This is a genomic window from Aeromonas fluvialis, assembly GCF_000819885.1.
In the GTDB taxonomy this organism is placed as follows: Bacteria; Pseudomonadota; Gammaproteobacteria; order Enterobacterales; family Aeromonadaceae; genus Aeromonas; species Aeromonas fluvialis.
On sequence record NZ_CDBO01000034.1, the window covers coordinates 44,508 to 70,659 of the forward strand.

General features: G+C 58.2%; 22 protein-coding genes. 14 read left to right on the forward strand and 8 right to left on the reverse strand.

Annotation, left to right across the window (positions count from 1 at the left end; genetic code table 11):
• The first annotated feature begins 100 nt into the window (after positions 1–100).
• From fruB to fruA, 3 genes are read left to right on the forward strand one after another with little or no spacing between them, the layout of a single operon-like run.
• Positions 101–1,216, forward strand: a complete 1,116-nt coding sequence (gene fruB / locus BN1125_RS06965) for a fused PTS fructose transporter subunit IIA/HPr protein (protein ID WP_042011419.1) — start codon at positions 101–103, stop codon at positions 1,214–1,216.
• Positions 1,216–2,205, forward strand: coding sequence for a 1-phosphofructokinase (gene pfkB, locus BN1125_RS06970; protein WP_042011420.1), 990 nt, complete (start codon positions 1,216–1,218; stop codon positions 2,203–2,205). The genes fruB and pfkB overlap by 1 nt, the downstream gene beginning before the upstream one ends.
• Positions 2,202–3,932: a PTS fructose transporter subunit IIBC gene (gene fruA, locus BN1125_RS06975; RefSeq protein ID WP_042011421.1), complete on the forward strand. Its 1,731-nt coding sequence runs from the start codon at positions 2,202–2,204 to the stop codon at positions 3,930–3,932. The genes pfkB and fruA overlap by 4 nt, the downstream gene beginning before the upstream one ends.
• Before the next feature lie 95 nt (positions 3,933–4,027).
• Here the strand turns inward: fruA and BN1125_RS06980 are convergent, their stop codons facing one another.
• A complete protein-coding gene (locus BN1125_RS06980) occupies positions 4,028–4,279 on the reverse strand; it encodes a DUF1289 domain-containing protein (protein WP_042011422.1) in 252 nt (83 codons plus the stop codon).
• 148 nt (positions 4,280–4,427) lie between these two features.
• Here BN1125_RS06980 and mltA point away from each other — a divergent pair, with 148 nt between their 5' ends.
• Entirely contained in the window at positions 4,428–5,579 is a 1,152-nt protein-coding gene (gene mltA, locus BN1125_RS06985; protein WP_042011423.1) for a murein transglycosylase A, read from the forward strand.
• A gap of 117 nt (positions 5,580–5,696) precedes the next feature.
• Here mltA and yfaE read toward each other — a convergent pair whose 3' ends face one another.
• The 5 genes from yfaE to ubiG form a co-directional block, all read right to left on the reverse strand.
• Entirely contained in the window at positions 5,697–6,017 is a 321-nt protein-coding gene (gene yfaE / locus BN1125_RS06990; RefSeq protein ID WP_042011424.1) for a class I ribonucleotide reductase maintenance protein YfaE, read from the reverse strand.
• Positions 6,018–6,090: 73 nt separating this feature from the next.
• On the reverse strand, positions 6,091–7,224 hold the full coding sequence (gene nrdB / locus BN1125_RS06995) for a class Ia ribonucleoside-diphosphate reductase subunit beta (RefSeq protein ID WP_042011425.1): 1,134 nt from the start codon (positions 7,222–7,224) through the stop codon (positions 6,091–6,093).
• An 80-nt stretch (positions 7,225–7,304) separates the two neighbouring features.
• Positions 7,305–9,572 carry a class 1a ribonucleoside-diphosphate reductase subunit alpha gene (nrdA, locus tag BN1125_RS07000; RefSeq protein WP_042011426.1) on the reverse strand — a complete coding sequence of 756 codons (2,268 nt, stop codon included), beginning with the start codon at positions 9,570–9,572 and terminating at the stop codon, positions 7,305–7,307.
• A 659-nt stretch (positions 9,573–10,231) separates the two neighbouring features.
• Positions 10,232–10,918: an HAD family hydrolase gene (locus BN1125_RS07005; RefSeq protein ID WP_042011428.1), complete on the reverse strand. Its 687-nt coding sequence runs from the start codon at positions 10,916–10,918 to the stop codon at positions 10,232–10,234.
• Positions 10,918–11,634: a bifunctional 2-polyprenyl-6-hydroxyphenol methylase/3-demethylubiquinol 3-O-methyltransferase UbiG gene (gene ubiG, locus BN1125_RS07010; protein WP_042011429.1), complete on the reverse strand. Its 717-nt coding sequence runs from the start codon at positions 11,632–11,634 to the stop codon at positions 10,918–10,920. Before ubiG ends, BN1125_RS07005 begins: the two co-directional genes overlap by 1 nt.
• A 199-nt stretch (positions 11,635–11,833) precedes the next feature.
• On the opposite strand from ubiG, the gene gyrA reads away from it, so the two are divergent.
• Positions 11,834–14,581, forward strand: a complete 2,748-nt coding sequence (gene gyrA, locus BN1125_RS07015; protein WP_042011430.1) for a DNA topoisomerase (ATP-hydrolyzing) subunit A — start codon at positions 11,834–11,836, stop codon at positions 14,579–14,581.
• 397 nt (positions 14,582–14,978) lie between these two features.
• On the opposite strand, the gene BN1125_RS07020 is transcribed toward gyrA, so the two are convergent.
• Positions 14,979–16,034 carry a PA0069 family radical SAM protein gene (locus BN1125_RS07020; protein ID WP_042011431.1) on the reverse strand — a complete coding sequence of 352 codons (1,056 nt, stop codon included), beginning with the start codon at positions 16,032–16,034 and terminating at the stop codon, positions 14,979–14,981.
• A 173-nt stretch (positions 16,035–16,207) separates the two neighbouring features.
• Here BN1125_RS07020 and BN1125_RS07025 point away from each other — a divergent pair, with 173 nt between their 5' ends.
• On the forward strand, positions 16,208–16,789 hold the full coding sequence (locus BN1125_RS07025; RefSeq protein ID WP_042011432.1) for a tetratricopeptide repeat protein: 582 nt from the start codon (positions 16,208–16,210) through the stop codon (positions 16,787–16,789).
• A 27-nt stretch (positions 16,790–16,816) separates the two neighbouring features.
• On the opposite strand, the gene BN1125_RS07030 is transcribed toward BN1125_RS07025, so the two are convergent.
• Complete coding sequence (locus BN1125_RS07030; RefSeq protein WP_042011433.1) at positions 16,817–17,029, reverse strand: hypothetical protein; 213 nt, start codon at positions 17,027–17,029, stop codon at positions 16,817–16,819.
• Between the two features lie 388 nt (positions 17,030–17,417).
• On the opposite strand from BN1125_RS07030, the gene thrS reads away from it, so the two are divergent.
• The 8 genes from thrS to BN1125_RS07070 all read left to right on the forward strand — a co-directional run.
• Positions 17,418–19,346 carry a threonine--tRNA ligase gene (gene thrS, locus BN1125_RS07035; RefSeq protein WP_042011434.1) on the forward strand — a complete coding sequence of 643 codons (1,929 nt, stop codon included), beginning with the start codon at positions 17,418–17,420 and terminating at the stop codon, positions 19,344–19,346.
• Positions 19,347–19,367: 21 nt separating this feature from the next.
• A complete protein-coding gene (gene infC, locus BN1125_RS07040; RefSeq protein ID WP_280136064.1) occupies positions 19,368–19,898 on the forward strand; it encodes a translation initiation factor IF-3 in 531 nt (176 codons plus the stop codon).
• An 86-nt stretch (positions 19,899–19,984) separates the two neighbouring features.
• Positions 19,985–20,182, forward strand: coding sequence for a 50S ribosomal protein L35 (gene rpmI / locus BN1125_RS07045; protein WP_005315535.1), 198 nt, complete (start codon positions 19,985–19,987; stop codon positions 20,180–20,182).
• 15 nt (positions 20,183–20,197) lie between these two features.
• A complete protein-coding gene (gene rplT, locus BN1125_RS07050; RefSeq protein ID WP_005336687.1) occupies positions 20,198–20,554 on the forward strand; it encodes a 50S ribosomal protein L20 in 357 nt (118 codons plus the stop codon).
• A gap of 290 nt (positions 20,555–20,844) precedes the next feature.
• Entirely contained in the window at positions 20,845–21,828 is a 984-nt protein-coding gene (pheS, locus tag BN1125_RS07055) for a phenylalanine--tRNA ligase subunit alpha (protein WP_042011436.1), read from the forward strand.
• Between the two features lie 12 nt (positions 21,829–21,840).
• The gene (pheT, locus tag BN1125_RS07060; RefSeq protein ID WP_042011437.1) at positions 21,841–24,240 is read left to right on the forward strand and encodes a phenylalanine--tRNA ligase subunit beta; all 2,400 of its coding nucleotides are present in this window, start codon (positions 21,841–21,843) and stop codon (positions 24,238–24,240) included.
• Positions 24,241–24,243: 3 nt separating this feature from the next.
• Complete coding sequence (ihfA, locus tag BN1125_RS07065; RefSeq protein WP_005300715.1) at positions 24,244–24,540, forward strand: integration host factor subunit alpha; 297 nt, start codon at positions 24,244–24,246, stop codon at positions 24,538–24,540.
• 36 nt (positions 24,541–24,576) lie between these two features.
• Positions 24,577–26,152, forward strand: a 1,576-nt coding sequence (locus BN1125_RS07070) for a transporter substrate-binding domain-containing protein (protein WP_244268477.1), incomplete at its 3' end; no start/stop codon positions are given.

Sequence of the window (26,152 nt, forward strand, 5' to 3'; positions counted from 1 at the left end):
GATCACAGTGAACCGTGATCGGGTCTATTGTCAGCTGGCGAGTTACCCGAATGTTCAATTGTGACGTACCGGCGCAGCCGGAACCTGATGGAGAGTCTCTATGTTGAAGTTGACGCGAGAGCAGATCTTGCTGGGACAGTCGGTGGCGACCAAGTCTGACGCCATTGCCCTGCTGGCAGGCAAACTGACCGAAGCCGGTCTGGTGGAAGCGGGCTATGTCGATGGGATGCTGGCCCGTGAAGCGCAGCATGCCACCTACCTTGGCAGCGGCATCGCCATTCCCCACGGTACCACCGACACCCGCCATCTGGTGAAGAGCACCGGCGTCATGGTGGCCCAGTTCCCCCAGGGTATCGAGTGGGATGAGGGGCAGATCGCCTATGTCGCCATCGGGATTGCCGCCAAGTCCGACGAACATCTGGGCATTTTGCGCCAGCTCACCCATGTGCTGGGTGACGAGCAGGCGGCTGCCCAGCTCAAAGAGGCCACCGATGCCGACACCATCATCAACATCCTGACTGGCGCCACTGCCGCCAAAGAGGTGCAATACCTGACCTTGGCCGACTTCCCGGCCGATGATCGCGACCAACTGCTGCTGGGAGCCGCCGCCCGCGCCAAATCGGCGGGCTGGGGTGATGCCGCCATGGTGAGCGCGCTGCTGGCAAGCGAACCCGCCTATCTGGGCGAGGGGATCTGGCTGGCACGGGCCAATGTTCAGCAAACAGCATCGGCCCAGACCGGCTGGGTGCTGGCCACGCCGAGCAGCGCACTTATGGCAGAGGAGCTGCCGGTCAGTGCCCTGCTGCTGCTGTGCGCCGCCGATACGGGCCATCTGCCGCAACTTGAGAATCTGGCCAAACTGGCCGCTGCCGGTCAGCTTGCCACGCTGGCAGGCAGCGAGGGGCTTGCCATGCTGCAAGCGGGGCCTGCCAGCGGTCTCTCAGATACCTTCACCATCATCAACCCCCACGGGTTGCACGCCCGTCCCGGTGCCATGCTGGTCAAGGTGGCCAAAGAGTTTGCATCCGACATCCGGGTTGCCAATCTGGATGGCAGCGGCGAAGCGGTCTCCGCGAAGAGCCTGATGAAGGTGATCGGCTTAGGCGTCAAGTGTGGCCATCGTCTGGCGTTTCGCGCCGAAGGACCGGATGCCGAAGCCGCCCTCAAGGGGATCGGTGAGGCCATTGCCGCCGGTCTGGGCGAAGGGGCGCATTGATGAAGATTGTCACCATTACCCTCAACCCTGCCCTTGATCTCACCACCCGTCTTGAGGCGATGAGCCTGGGCGAGGTCAATCTGGTGAGCGAGGCCAACCTGCGCGCGGCGGGCAAGGGGATCAACGTCGCCATGGTGCTTAAAGATCTGGGCCACGAGGTGGGCGTCACCGGCTGGCTGGGCGCTGACAATGCGCAGAGCTTTGTCTCCCTGTTTGCCGAGCGGGCGCTGGATGATCACTTTGTGCGCGTGGCGGGCAGCACCCGCATCAACGTCAAGATTTCCGAGCAGTCCGGTCGGGTCACCGATCTCAACCTGCCGGGGCTCACCATCCACCAAGGGGAAGTGAGCGCGCTGGAGCAGGCCATCGACGAGCTGGCAGCACACGCCGAGTGGTTCGTGCTGGCGGGCAGCCTGCCCAAAGGGGTTGCCCCCGATTACTGCGCCCATCTGATCCGCCTGCTCAAGGCCAAGGGCAAGCAGGTGATCTTCGATTGCAGCGGCGTGGCCCTGAGCGAAGGGATCAAGGCCGCGCCGACCCTGGTCAAACCCAATCTGGAAGAGCTGAGCCAGTGGGCAGGCCGCCCCATCAAGACCCTGAGCGAGCAGGCCGAGTGTGCCCGTGCGCTGCAGGCAAGCGGGATCCCCAACGTGGTGATCTCCAATGGCGCAGACGGCCTCATCTGGTTTGGCCCGGATGCGGTCTGGCAGGCCATTCCGCCGCGGATGCAGGTGGTCAGCACGGTCGGTGCTGGCGACTCGCTGGTCGCCGGTCTCGCCCATGGCCTGAGCCTTGGCTGGGCGCCGGAGCAGACCTTGCGTCTGGCCACCGCCGTCTCGGCCTTGGCGGTCAGTCAGGTGGCGGTCGGTTTTAGCGATGTCAGTGTGCTCAACCCCTTACTTGAGCAGGTGCGTGTACAGCGTCTGGATCTGCAGGCACCGGTTCAATGCAATACCCCCTCAATGGAAAACTCAGGAGATGCCCAATGAAAGCAATCTTGGTTACGGCTTGCCCAGCGGGCATTGCCACCAGCTTTCTCGCTGCAAAACGGATAGAACAGCAGGCCAAACTGGCTGGCTGGGAGCTCACCCTCGACGTCGGCTCGAGCATGCAGCCCCGTCAGGTGCCGGACAAGGAGCAGATTGCCGCCGTCGATCTGGTGCTGGTTGTCGCCAGCGCCCCGGTGGATCTCGCCGCCTATGATGGCAAGCGGGTCTATCAGGGGAGCATGGATCTCGCCCTGCAAGATCCGGCTGCCTTGCTGGAAGCCGCAACCAGCGGTGCCACCCTCTATTGTCATCAAGCCGCGCCCGCTGTTGCTGCTGCCAAACCGGCCGCTGTTGGCAAGCGCATCGTGGCGGTGACCGCTTGCCCCACTGGCGTGGCCCACACCTTTATGTCGGCAGAAGCGCTGGAGACCATGGCCAAACAGCTGGGTTATGAGATCCGCGTAGAGACCCAAGGCTCGGTCGGTGCCCAGAATGCCCTGACCGCCGAGGAGATAGCCGCCGCCGATCTGGTGTTCCTCGCCACCGATATCGAAGTGGACATGGCGCGCTTTGACGGCAAGCAGGTCTATCGCACCAGCACCGGCGCTGCGCTGAAGAAAACCCGCGCCGAGCTCGAGAAGGCGTGGAATGAGGCGACACTCTATCGCCACAGCGGTGCCAGCCAGCCCAAGAAAGAGGAAAAGGCAGGCCCCTACAAGCACCTGCTGACCGGTGTTTCCTTCATGCTGCCCATGGTGGTGGCAGGTGGCCTTATCATCGCGCTCTCGTTCGTATTCGGGATTGAAGCATTCAAGGTGGAAGGCACCCTGGCTGCTGCCCTGATGCAGATAGGTGGTGGCTCAGCCTTCGCCCTGATGATCCCGGTGCTGGCCGGTTACATTGCCTACTCCATTGCTGATCGCCCGGGCCTCGCCCCCGGCATGATCGGCGGTATGCTGGCAAGCTCGCTGGGCGCCGGTTTCCTTGGCGGCATCGTGGCCGGTTTCCTGGCCGGTTACAGCGCCAAGTACCTGAGCGACAAGGTGCGCCTGCCGGTGACCCTGGAAGCGCTCAAGCCGATCCTGATCATTCCGCTCTTTGCCAGCCTCTTTACCGGTCTGGTGATGATCTACGTAGTGGGTGGCCCGGTTGCCGGCATCATGAATGCCATGACCGAGTTCCTTAACAACATGGGCTCTGCCAACGCCGTGCTGCTGGGTGTCATCATCGGCGCCATGATGTGCTTCGACATGGGCGGTCCGGTTAACAAGGCGGCTTACGCCTTCGGTGTCGGCCTGCTGGCTTCCAAAACCTATGCCCCGATGGCTGCGGTGATGGCCGCTGGTATGGTGCCAGCACTGGGGATGGGAATTGCCACCTTCCTCGCCAGCAAGAAGTTCATCAAGGCGGAGCAGGAAGCGGGCAAGGCTTCCTTTGTACTGGGTCTGTGCTTTATCTCCGAGGGGGCCATTCCGTTTGCCGCCAAGGATCCGATGCGCGTCATCCCGGCCTGCATGGTCGGCGGTGCCCTGACCGGTGCGCTCTCCATGCTGTTTGGCTGCGAGTTGATGGCACCCCACGGCGGTCTGTTCGTGCTCTTTATCCCGCACGCCATCAGCAACGTCATGATGTATATCCTGGCGATTGCCGCAGGCTCGCTGCTGACCGGCGTCTCCTACGCCATGCTCAAACGCGCGGAAGTGCAGGCCAAGTTGGCCACTGCATAAGCCTTGCTACCCGACACACGTCATCACCAAGAGCGGCCTGCGGGCCGCTTTTTTATATTTGATCGAGGGGAGTCATTGAGAAAAGGAGGGGGAGGCTAGAAATCCCAGCCGGGTTGCGGCATCTGTTCGGTGGACGCCCCTTCTCTGGCCTTGCGCCGCGCCGCCTCAACCCGGCGTTTGCGATCTCGGCACAGGCGCATCACCTCCTGCTGCTGGGTAGGGGTCATGGCGAGCCAGTTGAAACGCTCTTCGCGGCTGCGTAAACACCCTTTGCAATAGCCCTTGTTGTTCACCTCGCAGACCCCGATACAGGGGCTCTGCAGCGGGAATATTTCGAGCTGTTCCATCCATCACCTCGCATATCCTGTCACATTGTTATAACCCAGGGTCCCCCTTTGGAGAAATCTCTCTTCAAGTGATTGATGTCGTTTGCTTTCCCCCTGCAAATTTGGCATCTTCCCGCCGAGCATGGCTCTTGGTGTTAAATGAGGACATATGAACAAACACGGATACTGGCTGACTGCTATCGTGCTGGGGTTGGCCGGGTGTGCGGGTAACTCTGAGCATGTAGATGAGCCCAAAAAACAGACCGACAACAGATGTTTTCTCAACTGTGAGGTGCCAGAAAATCTGGGCAAGCAGTATCTGGATGGTACCTTGCCGGAGGATCTGGTGCGGGTCGAGCGGGTCAACAGTCGTGCCAGTGCCGATTACAGCAAATTTGGCCCCCAAAGCCGCATTGTCATACAGCGTTCCGGACGGATGGCGAGCCGCTATGGTGAACTCTATCGTCTGCTCTCCCGCTGGGTAGCGAACGGCGGCAATCCCGCTGACATTACCCGTTACGGCATCAGTCTGGCCCAGCTGGGCGGTGCGGATCGGATGGGCAATGTGCTTTTTACCGGCTACTACTCACCGGTACTGGAGGTGCGTCACCGCCCGGATGCCGAGTACAAATACCCCATCTATGCCATGCCCAACTGTGGTAGCCGTTGTCCGACCCGTGCCGAAATCCATCAGGGGGCGTTGGCCAACCGCGGATTGGAGCTGGGTTTCAGTAAATCCCTCATCGACAACTTCCTGATGGATGTGCAGGGCTCGGGCTTTGTTCACTACGGCGACGACGATAGGCTGCAATATCTGGGTTACAGCGGCAAGAACGGCCACGGCTACGTGAGCATTGGCCGGGTGCTTATCGATCGGGGTGAGGTGCCCAAAGAGCAGATGTCGTTGAAAGCCATCAAGGAGTGGGCCAACCGTCAACCGGAGGAGAGCGTCAAGGAGCTGGTGGAGCAGAACCCTTCCTATGTCTTCTTCGAGCGTCGTCCCACCAATGACGTCGTGGGCGCCGCAGGCATTCCACTGTTGCCCATGGCGGCAGTGGCGGCCGACAAGACCCTGCTGCCGATGGGCACGCCGATCCTGGCGGAAGTACCGCTGCTGGACAAAGAGGGAAACTGGACCGGCAAGCACCAGCTGCGGCTGTTGATTGCGCTGGATGTGGGTGGTGCGGTGAAGAAGGGCCACCTCGACCTATACCATGGCATGGGCGAGAAGGCCGGTGTCGCGGCGGGTCACTACAAGCACTTTGGCCGGGTCTGGAAGCTGGGCCTGCACCACGGGCCGACTGCTGCCCCCTGGTTGTAACCCTATATGGTTTGGGCGTCTGCGCAGGGCGCCCTGAAACAATATGATGAGACAAGAAAGCCGCCGGATTGCTCCGGCGGCTTTCTCTTTTGCGAGAGTGGTTAGCTTGTGGCGGCGTCAGCTCTTCTGGATATCGAGCCGGATGGCGCCCACCGGCTTGCAACAACAGGGGAGGCACTCCCCCTCGGAGACAAAGGCGAGCGGCACATTGGGGTAGTGCACCTTGCCCGTGATGAGCGGGGTTCGGCAGGCGCCGCAATAGCCGCTGCGGCACTGGAACTCGACCCGATGGCCGTAGCGCTCCAGGGTCTCCAGCACGCTTTCGCCGGGATGGGCGTGCAGCACGCCATCCCGGGTATGTACCCGTGGAGCCTGCACAGCCTGCATTTCGGCTTGTTCATGTGGGGCAGGGGGCAGCCTGTTGGTGGCGTCACTCACAGCTCGAAATCACCTAGCTCATTGGTATTCACTTCACTGTCGTGCTGGCCAACTAGCATATCAGATAACTGGTTCACAGCTCGAAGTCACCCAGATCGTCGGCATTGACTTCGCTGTCGATCTGACCCACCAGGTAGGAGCTTACCTCTACCTCTTGCGGGGCGACCTGTACGTTGTCGGAAGAGAGCCAAGTGTTGATCCAGGGGATTGGGTTCTGTTTCGCGCCCTCAAAGGCGGGTTGCAGACCCACAGCTGCCATCCGCAGGTTGGTGATGTATTCCACGTACTGGCAGAGGATATCCTTGTTCAGGCCGATCATGGATCCGTCCTGGAACAGGTACTCGGCCCACTCTTTCTCCTGTATGGCGGCCTCTTTGAACAGATCGAAGCTGGCCTGCTCGCATTCCCGTGCGATCTCGACCATCTCTGGGTCGTCCTGACCGCTGCCCATCAGGTTCAGCATATGCTGGGTACCGGTCAGGTGCAGTGCCTCGTCACGGGCGATCATCTTGATGATCTTGGCGTTGCCCTCCATCAGCTCCCGCTCGGCGAACGCGAAAGAACAGGCAAAGCTGACATAGAAGCGGATCGCCTCCAATGCGTTGACGCTCATCAGACACAGATAGAGCTTCTTCTTCAGCTCGCGCAATGTGATGGTCACCTCGCGGCCAGCTACCTGATGGGTGCCTTCACCATGCAGGTTGTAGAGGGCGGTCGCCTCGATCAAATCGTCGTAGAAGTGGCTGATGGAGCCGGCGCGCTTCAAGATCTGCTCGTTGGTGACGATATCGTCAAACACCTGAGCGGGGGTGTTGACGATGTTGCGGATGATATGGGTGTAGGAGCGAGAGTGGATGGTCTCGGAGAAGGCCCAGGTCTCGATCCAGGTTTCCAGCTCCGGGATGGAGACCAGGGGCAGCAGCGCCACGTTGGGGCTACGGCCCTGGATGGAGTCCAGCAGGGTCTGGTACTTGAGGTTGGAGATGAAGATGTGCTGTTCGTGCGGGGGCAGGGCCTGGTAGTCGATGCGATCACGGGAGACATCCACCTCTTCCGGGCGCCAGAAGAAGGAGAGTTGCTTTTCGATCAGCCGCTCGAACACTTCGTGCTTTTGCTGGTCATAACGGGCTACGTTGACCGATTGGCCAAAAAACATCGGCTCTTTGAGCTGGTCGTTTTGGGTTTGGCAGAAAGTTGAATAGGCCATGGTTACCAGAATGTCTATATGGAGAAAACAGGAGAGCGGGAGCTTGTCGCTCCCGCCCGGTTATCAGTTCTTGCCGCAACTTAGATTTTGCAAGCCCCGCCGGCACAACCGTCATCTTGCAGATCGGTCTGGGTATCGTCGGCACCATCACGGGTGTTGTGATAGTAGAGGGTCTTGAGGCCGTATTTGTAGGCGGTCAGCAAGTCCTTCAGCAACTGTTTCATCGGGACCTTGTTGCCTTCGAAACGGGCCGGGTCGTAGTTGGTATTGGCGGAGATCGCCTGATCCACAAACTTCTGCATGATACCGACCAGCTGCAGGTAGCCGTCAACGCTCGGCTGCTTCCAGAGCAGTTCATATTGATCTTTCAGGCGCTCATACTCGGGCACTACCTGTTTGAGAATGCCGTCCTTGGATGCCTTGACCGACACCAGGCCGCGCGGAGGCTCGATGCCGTTGGTGGCATTGGATATTTGGCTGGAGGTCTCGCTCGGCATCAGGGCGGTCAGGGTGGAGTTGCGCAGACCCACGGTGCGGATCTCTTCGCGCAGGGCTTCCCAATCCAGGTGCAGCGGCTCGTTGCACAGTACATCCAGATCCTTCTTGTAGGTGTCGATCGGCAAGATCCCTTGGGCATAGGTGGTCTCGCCAAACAGCGGGCAGGGGCCAAATTCGCGCGCCAGTTGCACGGAAGCTTTCAGCAGGTAGTACTGAATCGCTTCGAAGGTGCGGTGAGTCAGAGCCAGACCGGAGCCGTCAGAGTAGCGGACTCCGTTCTTGGCCAGGTAGTAGGCGTAGTTGATGACGCCGATCCCCAGAGTACGACGACCCATGCTGCCACGCTTGGCGGCGGCAATCGGATAGTCCTGATAGTCGAGCAGGGCATCGAGGGCTCGCACCGCCAGATCGGCCATCTCTTCCAGATCGTCGAGCTTGTCGATAGCGCCCAGGTTGAAGGCAGAGAGGGTGCACAGGGCGATCTCGCCGTTCTCGTCGTCGATGTTGTTGAGCGGCTTGGTCGGCAGCGCAATCTCGAGACAGAGGTTGGACTGGCGTACCGGGGCCACGCTCGGATCGAACGGGCTGTGAGTGTTGCAGTGATCGACGTTCTGGATGTAGATGCGACCGGTACCGGCACGCTCCTGCATCATCAGGGAGAAAAGCTCCACCGCCTTGAGGGTCTTCTTGCGAATGGCCGGATCCTGCTCGTACTTGATGTAGAGCGCTTCGAATTGTTCCTGATCGGCGAAGAAGGCATCGTACAGACCCGGCGCATCGGACGGGGAGAACAGGGTGATATCACCGCCCTTGATGAGGCGCTGATACATCAGCTTGTTGATCTGTACACCGTAGTCCATGTGACGAACCCGGTTCTCTTCCACCCCGCGGTTGTTCTTCAGTACCAGCAGGCTCTCCACTTCGGTGTGCCACAGCGGGTAGAACAGGGTAGCCGCACCGCCGCGCACCCCGCCCTGGGAGCAGCACTTCACGGCAGTCTGGAAGTATTTGTAGAAGGGGATGCAACCGGTGTGGAAGGCTTCGCCGCCACGGATGGGGCTACCCAGACCGCGAATTCGGCCGGCGTTGATGCCGATACCGGCGCGCTGGGAGACATAACGCACGATGGAGCTGGCGGTGGCGTTGATGGAATCCAGGCTGTCATCGCACTCGATCAGGACGCAGGAGCTGAACTGGCGGGTCGGGGTGCGCACGCCGCTCATGATCGGGGTCGGCAGGGAGATCTTGAAGGTCGAGACCGCATCATAGAAGCGCTTGATGTAGTCCAGACGAGTATCTTTTGGGTACTTGGAGAAGAGGCAGGCCGCGACCAGGATGTAGAGGAACTGCGGGCTTTCGTAGATCTCGCCGGTGACGCGGTTTTGTACCAGATATTTGCCTTCCAACTGCTTGACCGCCGCGTAGGAGAAATCCATGTCGCGCCAGTGATCCATGTGGGTGTTCAGCTCTTCGAACTCGGCCTGGGTGTAGTCTTCCAGCAGGTGTTTGTCATACTTGCCCATGTCCACCAGACGAGCCACGTGCTGGTAGAGGTGGGGCGGTTCAAACTGGCCATAGGCTTTCTTGCGCAGGTGGAAGATGGCCAGACGGGCAGCCATGTACTGGTAGTCAGGGGTCTGCTCTGAGATGAGGTCAGCCGTCGCCTTGATGATGGTTTCGTGAATGTCGGCGGTACGGATGCCGTCATAGAACTGGATGTGGGACTTGAGCTCTACCTGGGAGACCGACACGTTGTCGAGACCCTCGGCGGCCCAGTCCAGCACGCGGTGAATTTTATCCAGATCGATGGGTTCTTTGTGTCCGTTACGCTTCGTCACAAACAAGTTCATTGGCTGATGACCTTCAGTTGATTCCCGAAAAACCATCGCACGTCACCCGTCTGCCAGCGGTCACAGGAGGACGGACCGATGCAGTTGTTGGGTAACTATTGTGCGATGAATCACAAGATATAGTGTTATTTTGAATTTGATCTACAAGATAGTGAGGTCTGCCCGGCTTTGCAATCTGTGGGTAAAACAATTGCTGTGGATAAATTGTGGGTGTTGTCGATGGAGTTAGTGGACGCTCACAGCGAACGGGTTTTCATCCGTCCGATCTGGTAAATGCAAGTCTGATGATCGAACATGGAAAATTTAAATAACTTTTTTGCTTGCGAAAGCGGGGTGTTTTTACTAGTAAATTCAGCCTGGTTATCCCTTGTGCAGCAAGGGTCAACAGATGTCTTATCCCGCAGCCGCACTGCTTGTCAAACCGGCAAAACGGGGGATGATTGCCGATCCCACGTTTTGTCGCTCGAGTGACCAGATGGGCGTCATTTTTACCGCACAGCTCAAGGGATGGTCGCAAAGCTGCGTCTGTTATCCATCTCTTGCGTTATCTACGTGTGGCGTTATCCAAGACAGCCCACGCGCGGAGCTCCTCCTGATTGTCCAACTCTAGATGTATCCACGGCAGCCTTGCCCGAGTGCTCAGACAGGAGGGCGACCGCTTAGTCCAGTTCGTACCTCAGCCAGTGGTGCAGCGCCTGTACGGTATCGAACTGCAGATCCGCGCCCCAGTCGGCGGGATCCTCATTGTCATTCAGATAACCCCAGCCGGCGACGGCGGTGCGCATGCCAGCGTTGCGGCCAGCCTCGATGTCTCGCACATGATCCCCCACATAGAGGCAGTGAGCCGCCTCGATCCCCAGCTTCTCGCAGGCAAAAAACATCGGTGCGGGGTCTGGCTTGCGTACCGGCAGGGTATCGGCGCTGACCGTCACGCCGCAGTTGGCAAGCGGTGGCAGGGCGGCCAGCAGCGGCTCGGTGAGAAAGCCCGGCTTGTTGGTGACGATGCCCCAGGGCAGTGCTTTTTCATCCAGCCACTCGATAAGCGCCACCATCCCCTCATAGGGGCGGGTACCGACGCAAAGATGGGCAGCGTAGTAATCGAGCAGGGCGGTGCGCAGGCGCGTGGTCCCCAGCTCTTCAAGCAGTTCGTCGCCAAGGCCCGCCTTGAGCAACCCGAGCGCCCCGTGGGAGGTGGTCTGACGGATGATGTCGTCAGAGAGGGGGGCAAAGCCTTCATTGATCAGCACATGGTTGACGGCGGCCCCCAGATCCGGGGCGGTATCGAGCAGGGTGCCGTCCAGATCAAACAGTACGCAGCGCAGGGGCAGAGGGTGAGTGGCGCTCATCAACTTTGCTCCGGGCGGACAAACTCCACCATGTAGTTGACGTCGACGTTGCGACCCAGCTTGAAGCTGTTTGACAGCGGTGCATAGTGGACGCCGCTCATGTCACGCACCAGCAGGCCCGCCGCTTCCCCCATCTGGCACAGTTCGGCCGGCGTGATGAACTTGTTGTGATCATGGGTACCCTTGGGCACCATCTTCATCAGGTATTCGGCGCCGATGATCATCATCAAATAGGATTTGGGGTTGCGGTTGATGGTGGAGACAAACACCCGTCCACCCGGACGTACCAGCGTGGCGATGGCGCGCAGCACGGAGGCGGGGTCAGGCACGTGCTCCAGCATCTCCATACAGGTGACCACGTCATACTGACCCGGTACTTCGGCGGCATGGGCTTCGGCGGTGATCTGGCGATATTCGAGCTCGATCCCCTGTTCCAGGGCGTGCAGGCGGGCGACGCCGAGGGGCTCCTTGCCCATGTCGATGCCGGTCACCCTGGCACCGCGGCGGGCCATGCTCTCGGAGAGGATGCCACCACCACACCCGATATCAAGAATGCGCTTGCCAAACAGACCGCCACTTTTGTCGGTGATCCAGTCAAGGCGTACCGGATTGATTTGATGCAGGGGTTTGAACTCACCTTCCATGTCCCACCAGCGGGAGGCGATGGCTTCAAACTTGGCGATTTCTGTCAGATCGACATTGGCATCACTGTTCATTTTTCGAAGATCCTGTGGCAGGGCGCCCGCTTCTGAGTCATGGGCGCAATCTATTGTCCTGGCGGGCATTATAACGGACGGACTTTGTCACACCAGCCCGATGTGATACCCGATTTGTGGCTTAATGTATTTGGCTCAGTGTGTTACCATGTCGCGCTGTTTAAGCCAAAGAACAACTAATTTAGGGATAAGGCTTTCTATGAGCGATCTGGCCAGAGAGATCACGCCGGTCAACATCGAAGAAGAGCTCAAGAGTTCCTATCTTGATTACGCCATGAGCGTGATCGTAGGACGAGCTCTGCCGGATGTGCGTGATGGCTTGAAACCGGTTCACCGCCGCGTTCTGTTTGCTATGAACGAGTTGGGGAACGACTGGAACAAGCCCTATAAAAAATCGGCCCGTGTGGTCGGTGACGTAATCGGTAAATATCACCCGCACGGCGATAGCGCCGTGTATGACACCATTGTCCGGATGGCGCAGGATTTCTCCATGCGTTACATGCTGGTCGATGGTCAGGGCAACTTCGGTTCAGTCGACGGCGACAGCGCCGCGGCCATGCGATATACCGAAGTGCGGATGGCCCGCATCTCCCACGAGCTGCTGGCTGATCTGGACAAAGAGACCGTGGACTGGGTGCCGAACTATGACGGCACCGAGATGATCCCGGCGGTCATGCCCACCAAGGTGCCCAACCTGCTGGTCAACGGCTCCTCCGGTATTGCGGTGGGCATGGCGACCAACATTCCGCCTCACAACCTCACCGAGATAGTCAACGGCTGTCTGGCGCTGATCGAAAACGGCGACCTCACCATTGACGAGCTGATGACCTATATCACTGGCCCGGATTTCCCCACCGGCGGCATCATCAACGGTCGTTCCGGCATCGTGCAGGCTTACCGCACCGGTCGTGGCTCTGTCTATGTCCGTGCCAAGGCTGAAGTGGAAGTGGACGAGAAGACCAGTCGAGAGACCATCATCGTTCACGAGATCCCCTATCAGGTGAACAAGGCTCGCCTGATCGAGAAGATCGCCGAGCTGGTTAAAGAGAAGAAGATCGAGGGCATCAGTGCCCTGCGCGATGAGTCTGACAAAGACGGCATGCGCATCGTTATCGAGATCAAGCGCGGCGAGTCCGGCGAGATTGTGCTGAACAATCTCTACAAGCACACCCAGATGCAGACCACGTTCGGCATCAACATGGTGGCGCTCGATAACAACCAGCCCAAGGTGATGAACCTTAAAGAGATCCTGGATGCGTTCCTGCTGCACCGCCGTGAAGTGGTGACTCGCCGGACCGTGTTTGAACTGCGCAAGGCGCGGGATCGGGCACACATTTTGGAAGGTCTGGCGGTTGCGCTGGCCAACATCGACCCCATCATCGAGCTGATCCGTCACAGCGCAACCCCGAGCGATGCGAAAGCGGGCCTGGTTGCCAAGGGCTGGGAGCTCGGCAACGTGGCCGCCATGCTGGAGAAAGCGGGCGACGACGCGGCGCGGCCAGAGTGGCTGGAGCCGGAGTTCGGGATCCGCGAAGGTCAATACTTCCTGACCGAACAGCAAGCCCAGGCCATCCTTGATCTGCGTCTGCACAAGCTGACCGGTCTGGAGCACGAGAAGATCCTGGAAGAGTATAAGTCTCTGCTGGATCTGATTGCCGAGCTGCTGCACATCCTGGCGAGCCCGGAACGTCTGATGGAAGTGATTCGCGATGAACTGCTGGCCGTGCGCGAGCAGTATGGTGACGAACGTCGCACCGAGATCAGCATGTCCAGTGCCGAGATCAACATCGAAGATCTGATCACCCCGGAAGACGTGGTGGTTACCCTGTCTCATCAGGGTTATGTGAAGTATCAGCCGCTCTCCGACTACGAGGCCCAGCGCCGCGGTGGTCGTGGCAAGTCGGCCACCCGGATCAAGGAAGAGGACTTTGTGGAGCGTCTGCTGGTGGCCAACACCCACGACACCATTCTGTGCTTCTCTACCCGCGGCAAGGTCTACTGGCTCAAGGTTTACCAGCTGCCGGAGGCGTCCCGTGGCGCCCGTGGTCGTCCGATCATTAACCTGCTGCCGCTGGAAGAGGGTGAACGTATCACCGCCATCCTGCCGGTGAAGGAGTATGATGCCGAGAAGTATGTGTTCTTCGCCACCGCCAACGGTACCGTGAAGAAGACCAGCCTCTCTGACTTCAGCCGTCCGCTCTCCTCCGGTATTCGTGCCATTAACCTTAAAGAGGGTGATGAGCTGATCGGGGTGGATATCACCGATGGTAGCAATGAGATCATGCTCTTCTCCGACGCGGGCAAAGTTGTTCGCTTTGCGGAAGGCAGCGGTCGCGCTGATGCCGATGCCACTGACGAAGTTGAAACCGACGACGACGCCGGCAACGACGATGATGGCAGCGACAACGGTGAAAGCAGCGAAAGCAAGGGTACCTTCAAGGGCGTACGTCCCATGGGTCGTACCGCTGCCGGTGTGCGTGGCATCAAGCTGGGCGCCGGTGACAAGGTGGTTTCCCTCATCGTTCCCCGTGGCGAAGGAGCCATCCTCACCGCCACCGAGAACGGTTACGGCAAGCGTACTGCACTTGACGAGTACCCGACCAAGAGCCGTGGTACCCAGGGCGTTATCTCCATCAAGGTGGATGAGCGCAATGGCAAGGTGATCGATGCGATTCAGGTCGAGGATACCGACCAGATCATGCTGATCACCAACGGCGGCACCCTGGTGCGTACCCGCGTTGCCGAAGTGAGCGTCATTGGCCGTAACACCGGCGGTGTCCGTCTGATCCGTACCGGTGAAGACGAGACCGTGGTAGGCCTGCAGCGCATCGCCGAGAGCGACGAAGACGAGAACGACGCTCTGGCCGTTGACGGTGAGGTATCTGAAGGTACCGATACCGCGACCGGCACTGATGCGGTCGAGGCAGGGGAAACGGGCGACGAGTAATCGTCACCGGTTACCCGAGCAACGTCTCTGATCAAAAAGAGCGACCCTGGTGGTCGCTCTTTTTATTTGCCTGCTTTTTCCGCCACGGTCAGTCACCGTTTTACAAATGATTTTTTTTGTCATTCCCCTGTCATCCCCAGCCGCTATCCTGGTGGGCGAGTGGTGCGCTGTTGCCATCACCTTCACCCTAAGGAGCGGCATATGACCCGTTGGATCACGTGGGAAATTTGGTGGAGCCGGGTATGGGGCCCGTCAGTGGTTTCGACGTGTGGGGAGGATGAGCATGAAGTGGCCCATGAACCCTCGCGACTGCCGGTTGAAATGGTGCTACAGGGTCGGGACCCGCGGGCAGGCTAGGGGATGGTGCATCGTGCAAGCGGGGGAGTGCGAAGGATAATTAGAAGAGCGACAACTGCTCCCCCGGACGGATGAAACCATCCTCCCTGAGCTGAATATGACGTTTGCCCAGATCAAGGCGCTTGCTGACAAGGCGATAGCGCTGGGCCAGCAGATCGGCAAAGTGCCCCTCGCCACGCATCCGCGAACCAAATGCCACACTGTTGAGCCCGCCACCCCGGCTGGCTCGCAGCTGATTCAAAATAGCCTCCTTCTGGTCCGGATAGTGGGTATCGAGCCAGTCACCAAAAAGCGGTGCCAATTCGTGGGGCAGCCGTAGCAAGATGTAATCGGCGCAGCTGGCACCTGCCGCGGCGGCCGATTTGATGATCTGCTCGAGCTCCGGCTCATTGAGCCGCGGGATCATGGGGGCGGCCAGTACTCCCACCGGCACGCCCGCACTGGCCAGCTTCTCGATCACCTTCAACCGGCCAGCTCCCGTGCTGGCACGTGGCTCCAGCTGGCGGCGCAGGGTTTCGTTCAAGGTCGTCACCGATACCATCACCTGACAGAGCCCCGTTTTGGCCAGTTCGGCCAGCAGATCGAGGTCGCGCAAGATCATGGCGCTCTTGGTAATGAGCCCGACCGGATGACGGTGGGCCAGCATCACCTCCAGCAGTTGGCGGGTGAGGCGATAACGCTGCTCGATCGGCTGGTAGGGGTCGGTATTGGCGCCAATAACGATGGTTTGTGGCTGATACGCCGGTTTGGCAAACTCCCGGCGCAGCAGATCTGCCGCATTGCGCTTGGCAAACAGCTTGCTCTCGAAATCGAGGCCGGGGGAGAGCTCCAGATAGGCGTGGCTGGGTCTGGCATAGCAGTAGATGCAGCCGTGTTCACACCCCTGATAGGGGTTGATGGAGCGGCCAAAGGGAACATCCGGCGAGCTGTTGTAGCTGATGATGCGGCGTGCGTCGATCTCCCTCACCTCTGTGCCTGGGGCTGAGGGCGTGAAGGCGGCGTCCCGGTCGAAAGAGTACCAGCCGTCATCGACCATCTCGATCCTTTGGCCGCTGAAACGGTGAGCGATATTGTGGGGGCTGCCTCGTCCTGCCATGGTATGCACTATGTCTGTATATACATACAGTCATTTTGCGGGTACCACAGAGAAATGACAACTGCGGCGTATCGATCTGGCATAAAAAGGGTTGTCACAGGGATCTCTTGCTTGATTGCAGTGCTACATTTCGTTTACATGGAGAAAATGAGAACTGGATCACGAAAATCATCATGAGACTTACCACTTCCCGTTGGCTGTTTATTGGTTTGCTTGGCCTAGTTATCTGGCGCCTGCTCCCGCTCTCCACCGAGCAGGAGATGGCCTCGGCAAATCGTGCCTGGCGCACTGGCCACTTCGATGAGGCGACCCGGATCTGGTCGCCACTGGCAGTACAAGGGCTACCCCGTGCGCAAGCCCTGATGGGGTGGAGCCATGAAGTGGGGCAGGGGAGTGAGCAGGATATTAACCGGGCCATCCTCCTCTATCGTCAGTCGGCGCAGGCGGGAGATGCCTTTGGCCAGTACCGGTTGGCGGAGCTTTACCTGCGCGGGGTGGGGGTGCCACGGGACTTGCACATGGCGTTTCACTGGATGGAGCTGGCGGCTCGCAACGGCGATGTGCCCGCTATGCTAAAGCTGGGAGGGCTCCATCTGATGGGGGCCAACGGCCAAGTCAACATGGCCGAGGCTAACCAGTGGCTCTATCAGGCCTCCCAGAAGGGAAACAAGCTGGCGCTACGGGTCCTGCAGGAACTGGCGCTGGCGGAAGAGGGGCGCAGTGACTTCGACTTCAACGGGGAGCCACTACTGTAGGTCGGCCAAGCAAGCTAGCCTGCGCTTTCAGGTACTGGCGCTGACTTTGCCCGGGGTGATGTCGGTGACGTAGAGCGTGCTGCGGTCGGCGCTGTGCACTATGCTGCAAACCTCGCGCTTGCTGCCATCGCTCAGGATTACCAGCTCACCGAGATGGACGGGGCAGTGCGTAGTCAGTAGGTGATCTGGATGGATAATTTTCTCCGCGTGCTCCGGAAACGATATGTCATAGGTGTACATCGTTCTCTCCTCCCAGACGGGCTCCTATGCTATGAAAGCTAGCACAGGGAGGGAGACGATGGGGTGTCTGGCGGCAATAACTATTTTCATAATAAGGGCCAGCCCTGAGTGGTCATGGGGTTGTATACCCGCCCACACAATCCGGTAGTCAGCCCCGGCGCTGTATGCAAAAGCGTCATGGCAACTTGCCTGAGTTGTCACGTCTGATACAATCCCCCGCTGTACCTGTCAATTGATAGCATCACACAAAAAATACTTTGTGTGCCACTGTGTGTACCAACCGTATTGTGAACGGTGAAACATCAAGGTGAGTGGCTTGATTTTTAAGGACATTTTCAATTCGCACGTGGCCTTTGGTACGGGTCACCACTGTATAAGGAAACACATAATGCCAATCATTACTCTGCCTGACGGCAGCCAACGTCAATTTGCCCATTCTGTTTCCGTCATGGATGTGGCCGCGGACATCGGTCCGGGTCTCGCCAAGGCGTGCATTGCTGGTCGGGTAAACGGTGAACTGGTGGATGCCTGCGAGCTTATCGAAGCCGATGCTGCGCTGGCCATCATCACTGCCAAAGACGAAGAAGGTCTGGACATCCTGCGCCACTCCTGCGCCCACTTGCTGGGTCACGCTATCAAGCAACTCTGGCCCCAGACCAAGATGGCCATCGGTCCTGTCATTGACAACGGTTTTTACTACGACGTTGATCTTGACCGCACCCTGACCGATGAAGATCTGGCTGCCCTGGAAGAGCGCATGCTGGCGCTGGTAGCCAAGGATTACGACGTCATCAAGAAGAGAGTCTCCTGGCAGGAAGCACGCGATGTGTTCGATGTCCGTGGCGAGACTTACAAGGTCGAAATCCTGGATCAGAACATTGCCCGTGATGACCAGCCAGGTCTCTATCATCACGAAGAGTACATCGACATGTGTCGCGGCCCGCACGTGCCCAACATGCGTCACTGTCATCACTTCAAGTTGCTGAAGATGTCCGGCGCCTACTGGCGTGGCGACTCCAACAACAAGATGCTGCAGCGTATTTACGGTACTGCCTGGGCTGACAAGAAACAGCTCAAGGCATACCTGCAGCGCCTGGAAGAGGCCGCCAAGCGCGACCACCGCAAGATCGGCAAGCAACTCGACCTGTACCACATGCAGGAAGAGGCGCCCGGTATGGTGTTCTGGCACAACGATGGCTGGACCATCTTCCGTGAGCTGGAAACCTTTATCCGCGGCAAGCTCAAAGAGTACGACTATCAGGAAGTGAAAGGTCCCTTCATGATGGACCGCGTGCTGTGGGAGCGTTCAGGTCACTGGGAGAAGTATGCCCATGCCATGTTCACCACCCAGTCCGAGAACCGCGAGTACGCCATCAAGCCGATGAACTGCCCGGGTCACGTCCAGATCTTCAATCAGGGTTTGAAGTCCTATCGCGATCTGCCGCTGCGCATGGCCGAATTCGGTTCCTGCCACCGCAATGAGCCATCCGGTTCCCTCCATGGTCTGATGCGGGTACGGGGCTTTACTCAGGATGACGCACACATCTTCTGTACCGAAGAGCAGGTGATGGAAGAGGTCTCCGCCTGTATTCGTATGGTCTATGACGTCTACGGCACTTTTGGCTTCGAGAACATCGTGGTCAAGCTGTCAACCCGACCCGAGCAGCGGATCGGTTCCGATGAAGCCTGGGATCGCGCGGAGGCTGCACTGGCCGAAGCTCTGGAGCTTAACGGTCTGAAGTACGATCTGCAGCCGGGTGAGGGGGCGTTCTACGGTCCCAAGATTGAATTTACCCTGCACGATTGCCTTGATCGTGCGTGGCAATGTGGTACCGTGCAGCTCGACTTTGCCCTGCCTGGTCGTCTGGGCGCCACTTATGTGGGCGAAAACAACGAACGTCACGTTCCCGTGATGATCCACCGGGCCATTCTGGGTTCCATCGAGCGTTTCATCGGTATTCTGACTGAAGAGTACGCCGGTCTGTTCCCGACCTGGTTGGCACCGACTCAGGCTGTGGTCATGAATATCACGGATAATCAGGCCGATTATGCGGTGAAAGTAGCCAAAGCATTGAATGATGTGGGCCTTCGCGCAAAAGCGGACTTGAGAAATGAGAAGATTGGCTTTAAAATCCGCGAGCATACTTTGAAGCGAGTACCTTTCATGCTGGTCTGCGGCGATAAAGAAGTTGAAGCCGGTAAGATTGCAGTACGGACTCGTAAAGGGGCTGACCTGGGCACTTATCCTGTTGAAGAGTTCATCGCTCTGCTGACCCAGGAAGTTCAGACCCGCGGACAAAAGAAAGTGGAGGAATAAGCTATAAAAGGCGGAAAAAAACTGGGCAAGCAACCGCAAGCCCGCGCTCACCGGATCAATGAAGAGATCCGTCTGAAAGAAGTTCGTCTGACTGGTCTGGAGGGTGAAGCCATTGGCATCACCACCATTCAAGATGCTCTGAACTTGGCCGCAGAGGCCGGAGTTGATCTGGTCGAGATCAGTCCAAATGCTGAGCCGCCCGTTTGCCGGATCATGGATTACGGCAAATTCCTCTACGAAAAGAGCAAAACAACCAAAGAACAGAAGAAAAAGCAGAAAGTCGTCCAGGTCAAGGAAATCAAATTCCGTCCTGGCACTGACGAAGGCGACTATCAGGTAAAACTACGCAACCTGGTTCGCTTTCTGGAAGACGGGGACAAGGCTAAGGTCACCCTGCGCTTCCGTGGTCGTGAAATGGCACACCAGGATCTTGGTATCAAGGTTCTCGAGCGCGTCAAGAACGATCTGGAAGAGTTGGCCGTAGTCGAGTCGTTCCCGAAAGTCGAAGGCCGTCAAGCTGTGATGGTCCTCGCACCTAAGAAGAAATCTTAAGGCCCACAAGAAATTGACTCATGGGGCTCGCTCCATGAGTTGGTTCGCCTTGCGATTTTGTTGTCACTCACAATGCGGAGTATGAAATGCCGAAGATGAAAACCAACCGGGGTGCTGCAAAGCGCTTCAAAAAGACTGGCTCGGGTCGCTTTAAGTGCAAGCATAACCACCTGCGTCACATCCTGACCAAGAAGAGCAGCAAGCGTAAGCGCAAGCTGGGACCGAAGTTCATGGTTTCCGCTGCCGACCACAAACGTGTTGTCGCTTGTCTGCCGTACGCATAAGGGGGGATGTAAAAAATGCCAAGAGTTAAACGTGGTGTGACTGCTCGAGCTCGTCACAAGAAAGTAATGAAAGCCGCCAAAGGTTACTACGGCGCACGTTCCCGTGTTTACCGCGTAGCGGTACAAGCGGTAACCAAAGCTGGTCAGTATGCCTACCGTGACCGTCGCCAGAAAAAGCGTCAGTTCCGTCAGCTGTGGATTGCGCGTATCAACGCTGCTGCCCGTCAGAACGGTCTGTCCTACAGCCGTCTGATCAACGGTCTGAAGAAGGCTTCTATCGAGATCGATCGCAAGATCCTGTCCGATATCGCCGTTCACGACAAAATGGCTTTCACCGCCCTGGTTGAAAAAGCTAAAGCAGCTCTGGTCTAATCCGGTTCTGTTATAAAAAATAAAGGAGGCTCAGGCCTCCTTTTTTGTTGCTTGTTTTTCACGTACCACATCAGCCTCGCAAACATCTCATATGCCAACAAACTAAATCGTTGTAACCCTATTTCAAGTGCATAGGGGCATGGTTGAGACTCGCTTGATATAACAAAATGATTTGTAGGGAGAAAAGCCCACCTTAACTATGGTCAGCGAAGGGGCTTTTTTTGTATTATTCCCCTCTTGACCTTATTTAGCCTAAAGGCTCCTGTTTCGGGAGTGGTGACGAGGAAGACATGCAACAGCTTGAAGAAGTAGTCGGCCAGGCCAAGGCCGAAATTGAGGGCGTAAGTGATATCGCTACCCTCGACGAGATCCGGGTCAAATATCTGGGCAAAAAAGGCTTTTTTACCGAGCAGATGAAGGGCCTGGGTGCCCTGTCTGCCGAAGAGCGTCCCGCAGCGGGCGCCGTGATCAACCAGGCCAAACAGCAGGTTCAGGATGCTTTGAACGGGCGTCGTGAGGCCCTCGAAATCGCCGTACTGAATCAGAAGCTGGCCGCCGAGACCATCGACGTCAGCCTGCCGGGTCGCCGTATCGAGAATGGTGGTCTGCACCCGGTCACTCGCACCATCGAGCGTATCGAGCGCCTGTTTGGCGAGATGGGCTTCAAGGTTGCCCGTGGTCCCGAGATTGAAGATGGCTTCCACAACTTCGATGCGTTGAATATCCCGGCTCATCATCCGGCGCGTACCGACCACGATACCTTCTACTTCAACCCTGATCTGATGCTGCGTACTCACACCTCCGGTGTGCAGATCCGCACCATGCAGCAGCAACAGCCGCCGATCCGCATCATTGCCCCGGGCCGAGTCTATCGTAATGACTACGACATGACCCACACCCCGATGTTCCATCAGGTCGAAGGTCTGCTGGTCGACGAGCATGCCAGCTTTACCGAGCTGAAGGGCATCCTGCACGACTTCCTGCGCAACTACTTCGAGGAAGATTTGACCATTCGCTTCCGTCCTTCCTATTTCCCGTTCACCGAGCCGAGCGCTGAAGTGGATGTGATGGGCAAGAACGGCAAATGGCTGGAAGTGCTGGGCTGCGGCATGGTGCACCCGAACGTGCTGCGTTCGGTCGGCATCGATCCGGAAAAATACTCCGGCTTTGCCTTCGGCATGGGCGTTGAGCGCCTGACCATGCTGCGTTACGGGGTCAACGACCTGCGTGCCTTCTTCGAAAACGACCTGCGCTTCCTCAAGCAGTTCAAGTAAGGGCGAGAGAACATGAAATTCAGTAAATCCTGGGTGATGGAGTGGGTCCGCACCGAGTTGAGTGACAATGCATTGGCCGAGCAGATCACCATGGCCGGTCTGGAAGTGGACGCCGTGGAAGCGGTGGCCGGCCAGTTCAACAATGTGGTCGTGGGTGAAGTGGTCGAGTGCGCCCAGCACCCGGACGCCGACAAGCTGCGGGTGACCAAGGTCAACGTGGGCGAAGCCGAGCTGCTGGACATCGTCTGCGGCGCGCCGAACTGCCGTCAGGGCCTCAAAGTCTGCGTGGCCAAGGTAGGGGCGACCCTGCCGGGTGATTTCACCATCAAGAAAGCCAAACTGCGTGGCCAGCCGTCCCACGGCATGCTCTGCTCCTTTAGCGAGCTGGGTATCGACGTTGAAGCCGATGGCATCATCGAGCTGCCGGCCGATGCTCCCATCGGTACCGATATTCGCGACTACCTCAATCTGAACGACGTCTCGATCGACGTGGATCTGACCCCGAACCGTGCCGATTGCCTCGGTATTGCGGGACTGGCCCGCGAGATCGGCGTGCTCAACAGCGTGGACGTGGTCGAGCCGACCTGGACCCCGGCGGCGGCAACTATCGACGCGACCTTCCCGATCCGGGTTGAGGCCCCCGCCGACTGCCCGCGCTATCTGGGTCGCGTCATCAAGGGGCTGAACCTGCGCGCCATGAGCCCGCTCTGGATGCAAGAGAAGCTGCGTCGTGGCGGCATTCGCTCCATCGACGCCATTGTCGACATCACCAACTATCTGCTGCTGGAATTTGGTCAGCCGATGCATGCCTTCGATCTGGCCAAGCTGGAAGGGGAACTGGTGGTGCGCCGTGCCCACGCTGATGAGCCGATGACCCTGCTCGATGGCAACGAAGTGAAGCTCAAAGAGACCACCCTGGTGATTGCCGATGCCAAAGGCCCTGCCTGCATGGCCGGTATCTTCGGCGGCGATCGCACCGGCGTTAGTGAGACCACCACCGACATCCTGCTGGAGTGTGCCTTCTTTGCACCGCTCTCCATCACGGGTCGTGCCCGTGCCTATGGCCTGCACACCGACTCTTCTCACCGCTTCGAGCGCGGGGTGGATCCCGAGCTGCAAGCCAAGGTGATGGACAGAGCCACCCGTCTGCTGCTGGACATTTGTGGCGGAGAGTGCGGTGGCGAAGCCGGTCCTGTCATCGAGGTCAAATCCGATGCCTATCTGCCGAAAGCCGCTCCTATCAAACTGCGTCGCACCAAGCTCGACAAGGTGATCGGTATCAGCGTGGCTGATGAGCAGGTGGTAGAGATCCTGACTCGCCTCGGCATGCAGGTCACTGTGGATGCGGATGGCTGGACTGCACTGGCCCCCTCCTGGCGTTTCGATATTGCCATCGAGGAAGACCTCATCGAGGAAGTGGCCCGCATCTACGGCTACAACAATATCCCGAACCTCAAACCGGCTGCCTCTCTGGCGATGGTGGAGCAGGCTGAAGGGCAGGTGACCCTCAAGCGGGTGCGTGATCTGCTGGTTGACCGCGGCTTCCAGGAAGCGATCACCTACAGCTTCGTCGATCCCAAGACCCAGCAAACCCTGTTCCCGCAGAGCGACGCCATCGTGCTGCCCAACCCGATCTCGGTCGAGATGTCCGCCATGCGCGTCTCTCTGTTCCCTGGTCTGGTTCAGGCGGTGGTCTACAACCAGAACCGTCAGCAGCCGCGGGTGCGTCTGTTCGAGCAGGGTCTGCGTTTCATCAAGGATGAAAGCGCCGAAAACGGCATCCGTCAGGAGCCGATGCTGGCCGGTATCATCACCGGCAACCAGAGCGACGAGCACTGGGACATCAAAACCCGCGCCGCCGACTTCTTTGATTTGAAAGGGGATCTGGAGGCGGTACTGGATTTGACCGCCGAAGGGGCCAGCTTTACCTTCGAGCGTACCGAACACAGTGCCCTGCATCCGGGCCAGAGCGCCGCCATTTTGCGCAACGGCGAGGTCATCGGCCATATCGGCGTGATCCACCCGAGCCTCGAGAAGAAGCTGGGTCTCAAGAGCCGCGCGGTGATGTTTGAACTGGAGCTGGACAAGCTGACCCCGGCCAAGGTGCCAGTGGCTGCCGAGGTTTCCAAGTTCCCGGCTAACCGTCGTGATATTGCTGTGGTGGTCGACCGTCAGGTTCTGGCCTGTGATGTGCTTGCGGTAATTAAAAAAGTTGGCGGAAATCAGGTAGTTGGAATAAACTTGTTTGACGTATACCAGGGCGCTGGTATGGCTGAGGACAAGAAGAGCCTGGCCATCAGTCTTGTATTGCAAGATACCCAGCGCACCCTGGAGGAGAAAGAGATTGCCGAGACCGTAGACAATGTCGTGCGGGCCCTTGGTGAAGAGTTGAATGCATCCTTGAGGGATTGATCTATGGCGCTTACCAAAGCCGACATTGCAGAGCACCTGTTCACCCAGCTCGGGATGAGCAAGCGTGAAGCCAAAGATATGGTGGAAGCCTTCTTTGAGGAAATCCGACAGGCGCTTGAGCGTGGTGAACAAGTCAAGATTTCAGGCTTCGGTAACTTTGACCTTCGTGAGAAGAATCAGCGTCCCGGACGTAACCCCAAGACGGGTGAGGATATTCCTATCAGCGCCCGCCGCGTGGTGACCTTCCGGCCTGGCCAGAAGCTCAAGGCCAGGGTAGAAAATGTTGAACCCAACGAGTGATATAAAGCCAGGCATCTGCCTGGCTTTTGTTTTCAAATGACCAAATTCCCCGTTTTGCTTCTGGGTGCCGTGCTGGCGATCCCCTTGTCAGCCAAGCCGATGCAGACTGTCAGCTTGCCAAAAACAGTGCTGCCGCTCCCTGTGGCCACCCAAGCCTATGTAAACACCATCAAGCAGCTGGAGATCTGTTATCCGGCGACGCTTCCACCGCCCTACCTCTTGGCTGATGGCGGACTGCTCAAGGATCACATCGCACAACTGGCCGTCGTGTTGCCCGTGCCGCTCATGATCAACGAATTACCCGATTGGCAAGCCGTACGTGATGCCTTGCAACAGGGCAATTGTGACCTGGTCCCTCATATTGGCCCTCTTTCGAGCGTGTTGCCCAATATGTTGATCAGCCGGGCCATGATGGAGACGGATGCGGCCATCCTCTATCGTGGCGACCTCCAACACGCGACATTTCTGGTCTCGCCAACTACCGGTTCCAGCAGGATGCTGAAAGCGCTCTATCCGGATGCGGTGATCAGACAATTGTCACAGGAGGAGACGCTTTACTCGGCGCTGGAAAATGGCAAAGGTAATGCCTATCTCGGTGATTACCTGCAACTGCGCTACCTGATGCGTGAGTTTCACGCCGATGGTTTGCGACTGCGCCGATTGTTGGGGGACGAGATGGTGGTCAGCTATCGATTGATGATGCGCAATGAACCGGAGCTGGCCCGCCTTATCGATACCGCCATCCGCTACATGCCTGCCGGCAGTCTCTATGCCGATCTGGGTCGCTATCTCGATCAGGGATCGCTCTATGTTAACCAACTGCACTTCAGTGATACCGAACAAGCCTGGTTATCTGGCCGTGGGCGCACCGTTCGTCTGGTGGTCAATCCCGAGCTGATGCCCTATAGCGGCATCAATGATCTGGGGGAGGCGAAAGGATGGAGTGCGGATGTGCTGCGCTGGGTCACCCAGGAGACCGGCCTGAAATACAAGCTGGTACCGGCCGCCAGCATGGCGGAGGCAGTCGAGAAGCTGCGCCGTGGGGAGGCTGACATGATGGCCGGTTTGCCGGAATCCCCGGCACTGACGGATGAATTCATCTTTAGCAGGATGATTTCCATCAACAGGTTTGTCCTGATCAGCAAACGCAAGGTGGTCGCCGACCACGTCACGCAACTCAAGCGCCAGCGTATTCTGGTGCCGGAATCCCTCTACGATCCCTCCTTGCTTGCTCTGCTCGGTGATCAGGAGTGGCAGCGTACTGACGGACTCGAGCAGGGGATAGCGGCGATCAAACAGGGCAAGGCGGATGCCATGCTGAGCGAGCTCTATCAACTGCAGTACCCGCAACGCACCAATCTGCTGGATGGTCTCAATATTGAGGAGCTCGAAGATCGCTTTGGTCTTGGTTTTGCCATCAATAAAGATCAGGCCAAGCTGGCCGGTGTGATAGATCGCAACCTGATGGCCCTGACCAACAACCAGGTCGATGAACTCAGACAGCGTTGGCGACGCCTGCTGGTGGTGCAGCAACCCGGTGTGAGCTACGCAGCCTGGTTTGGCTCCATCGCCATGGCCCTCTTGGTCAGCGGCATCGTGATCGGCGGGATCT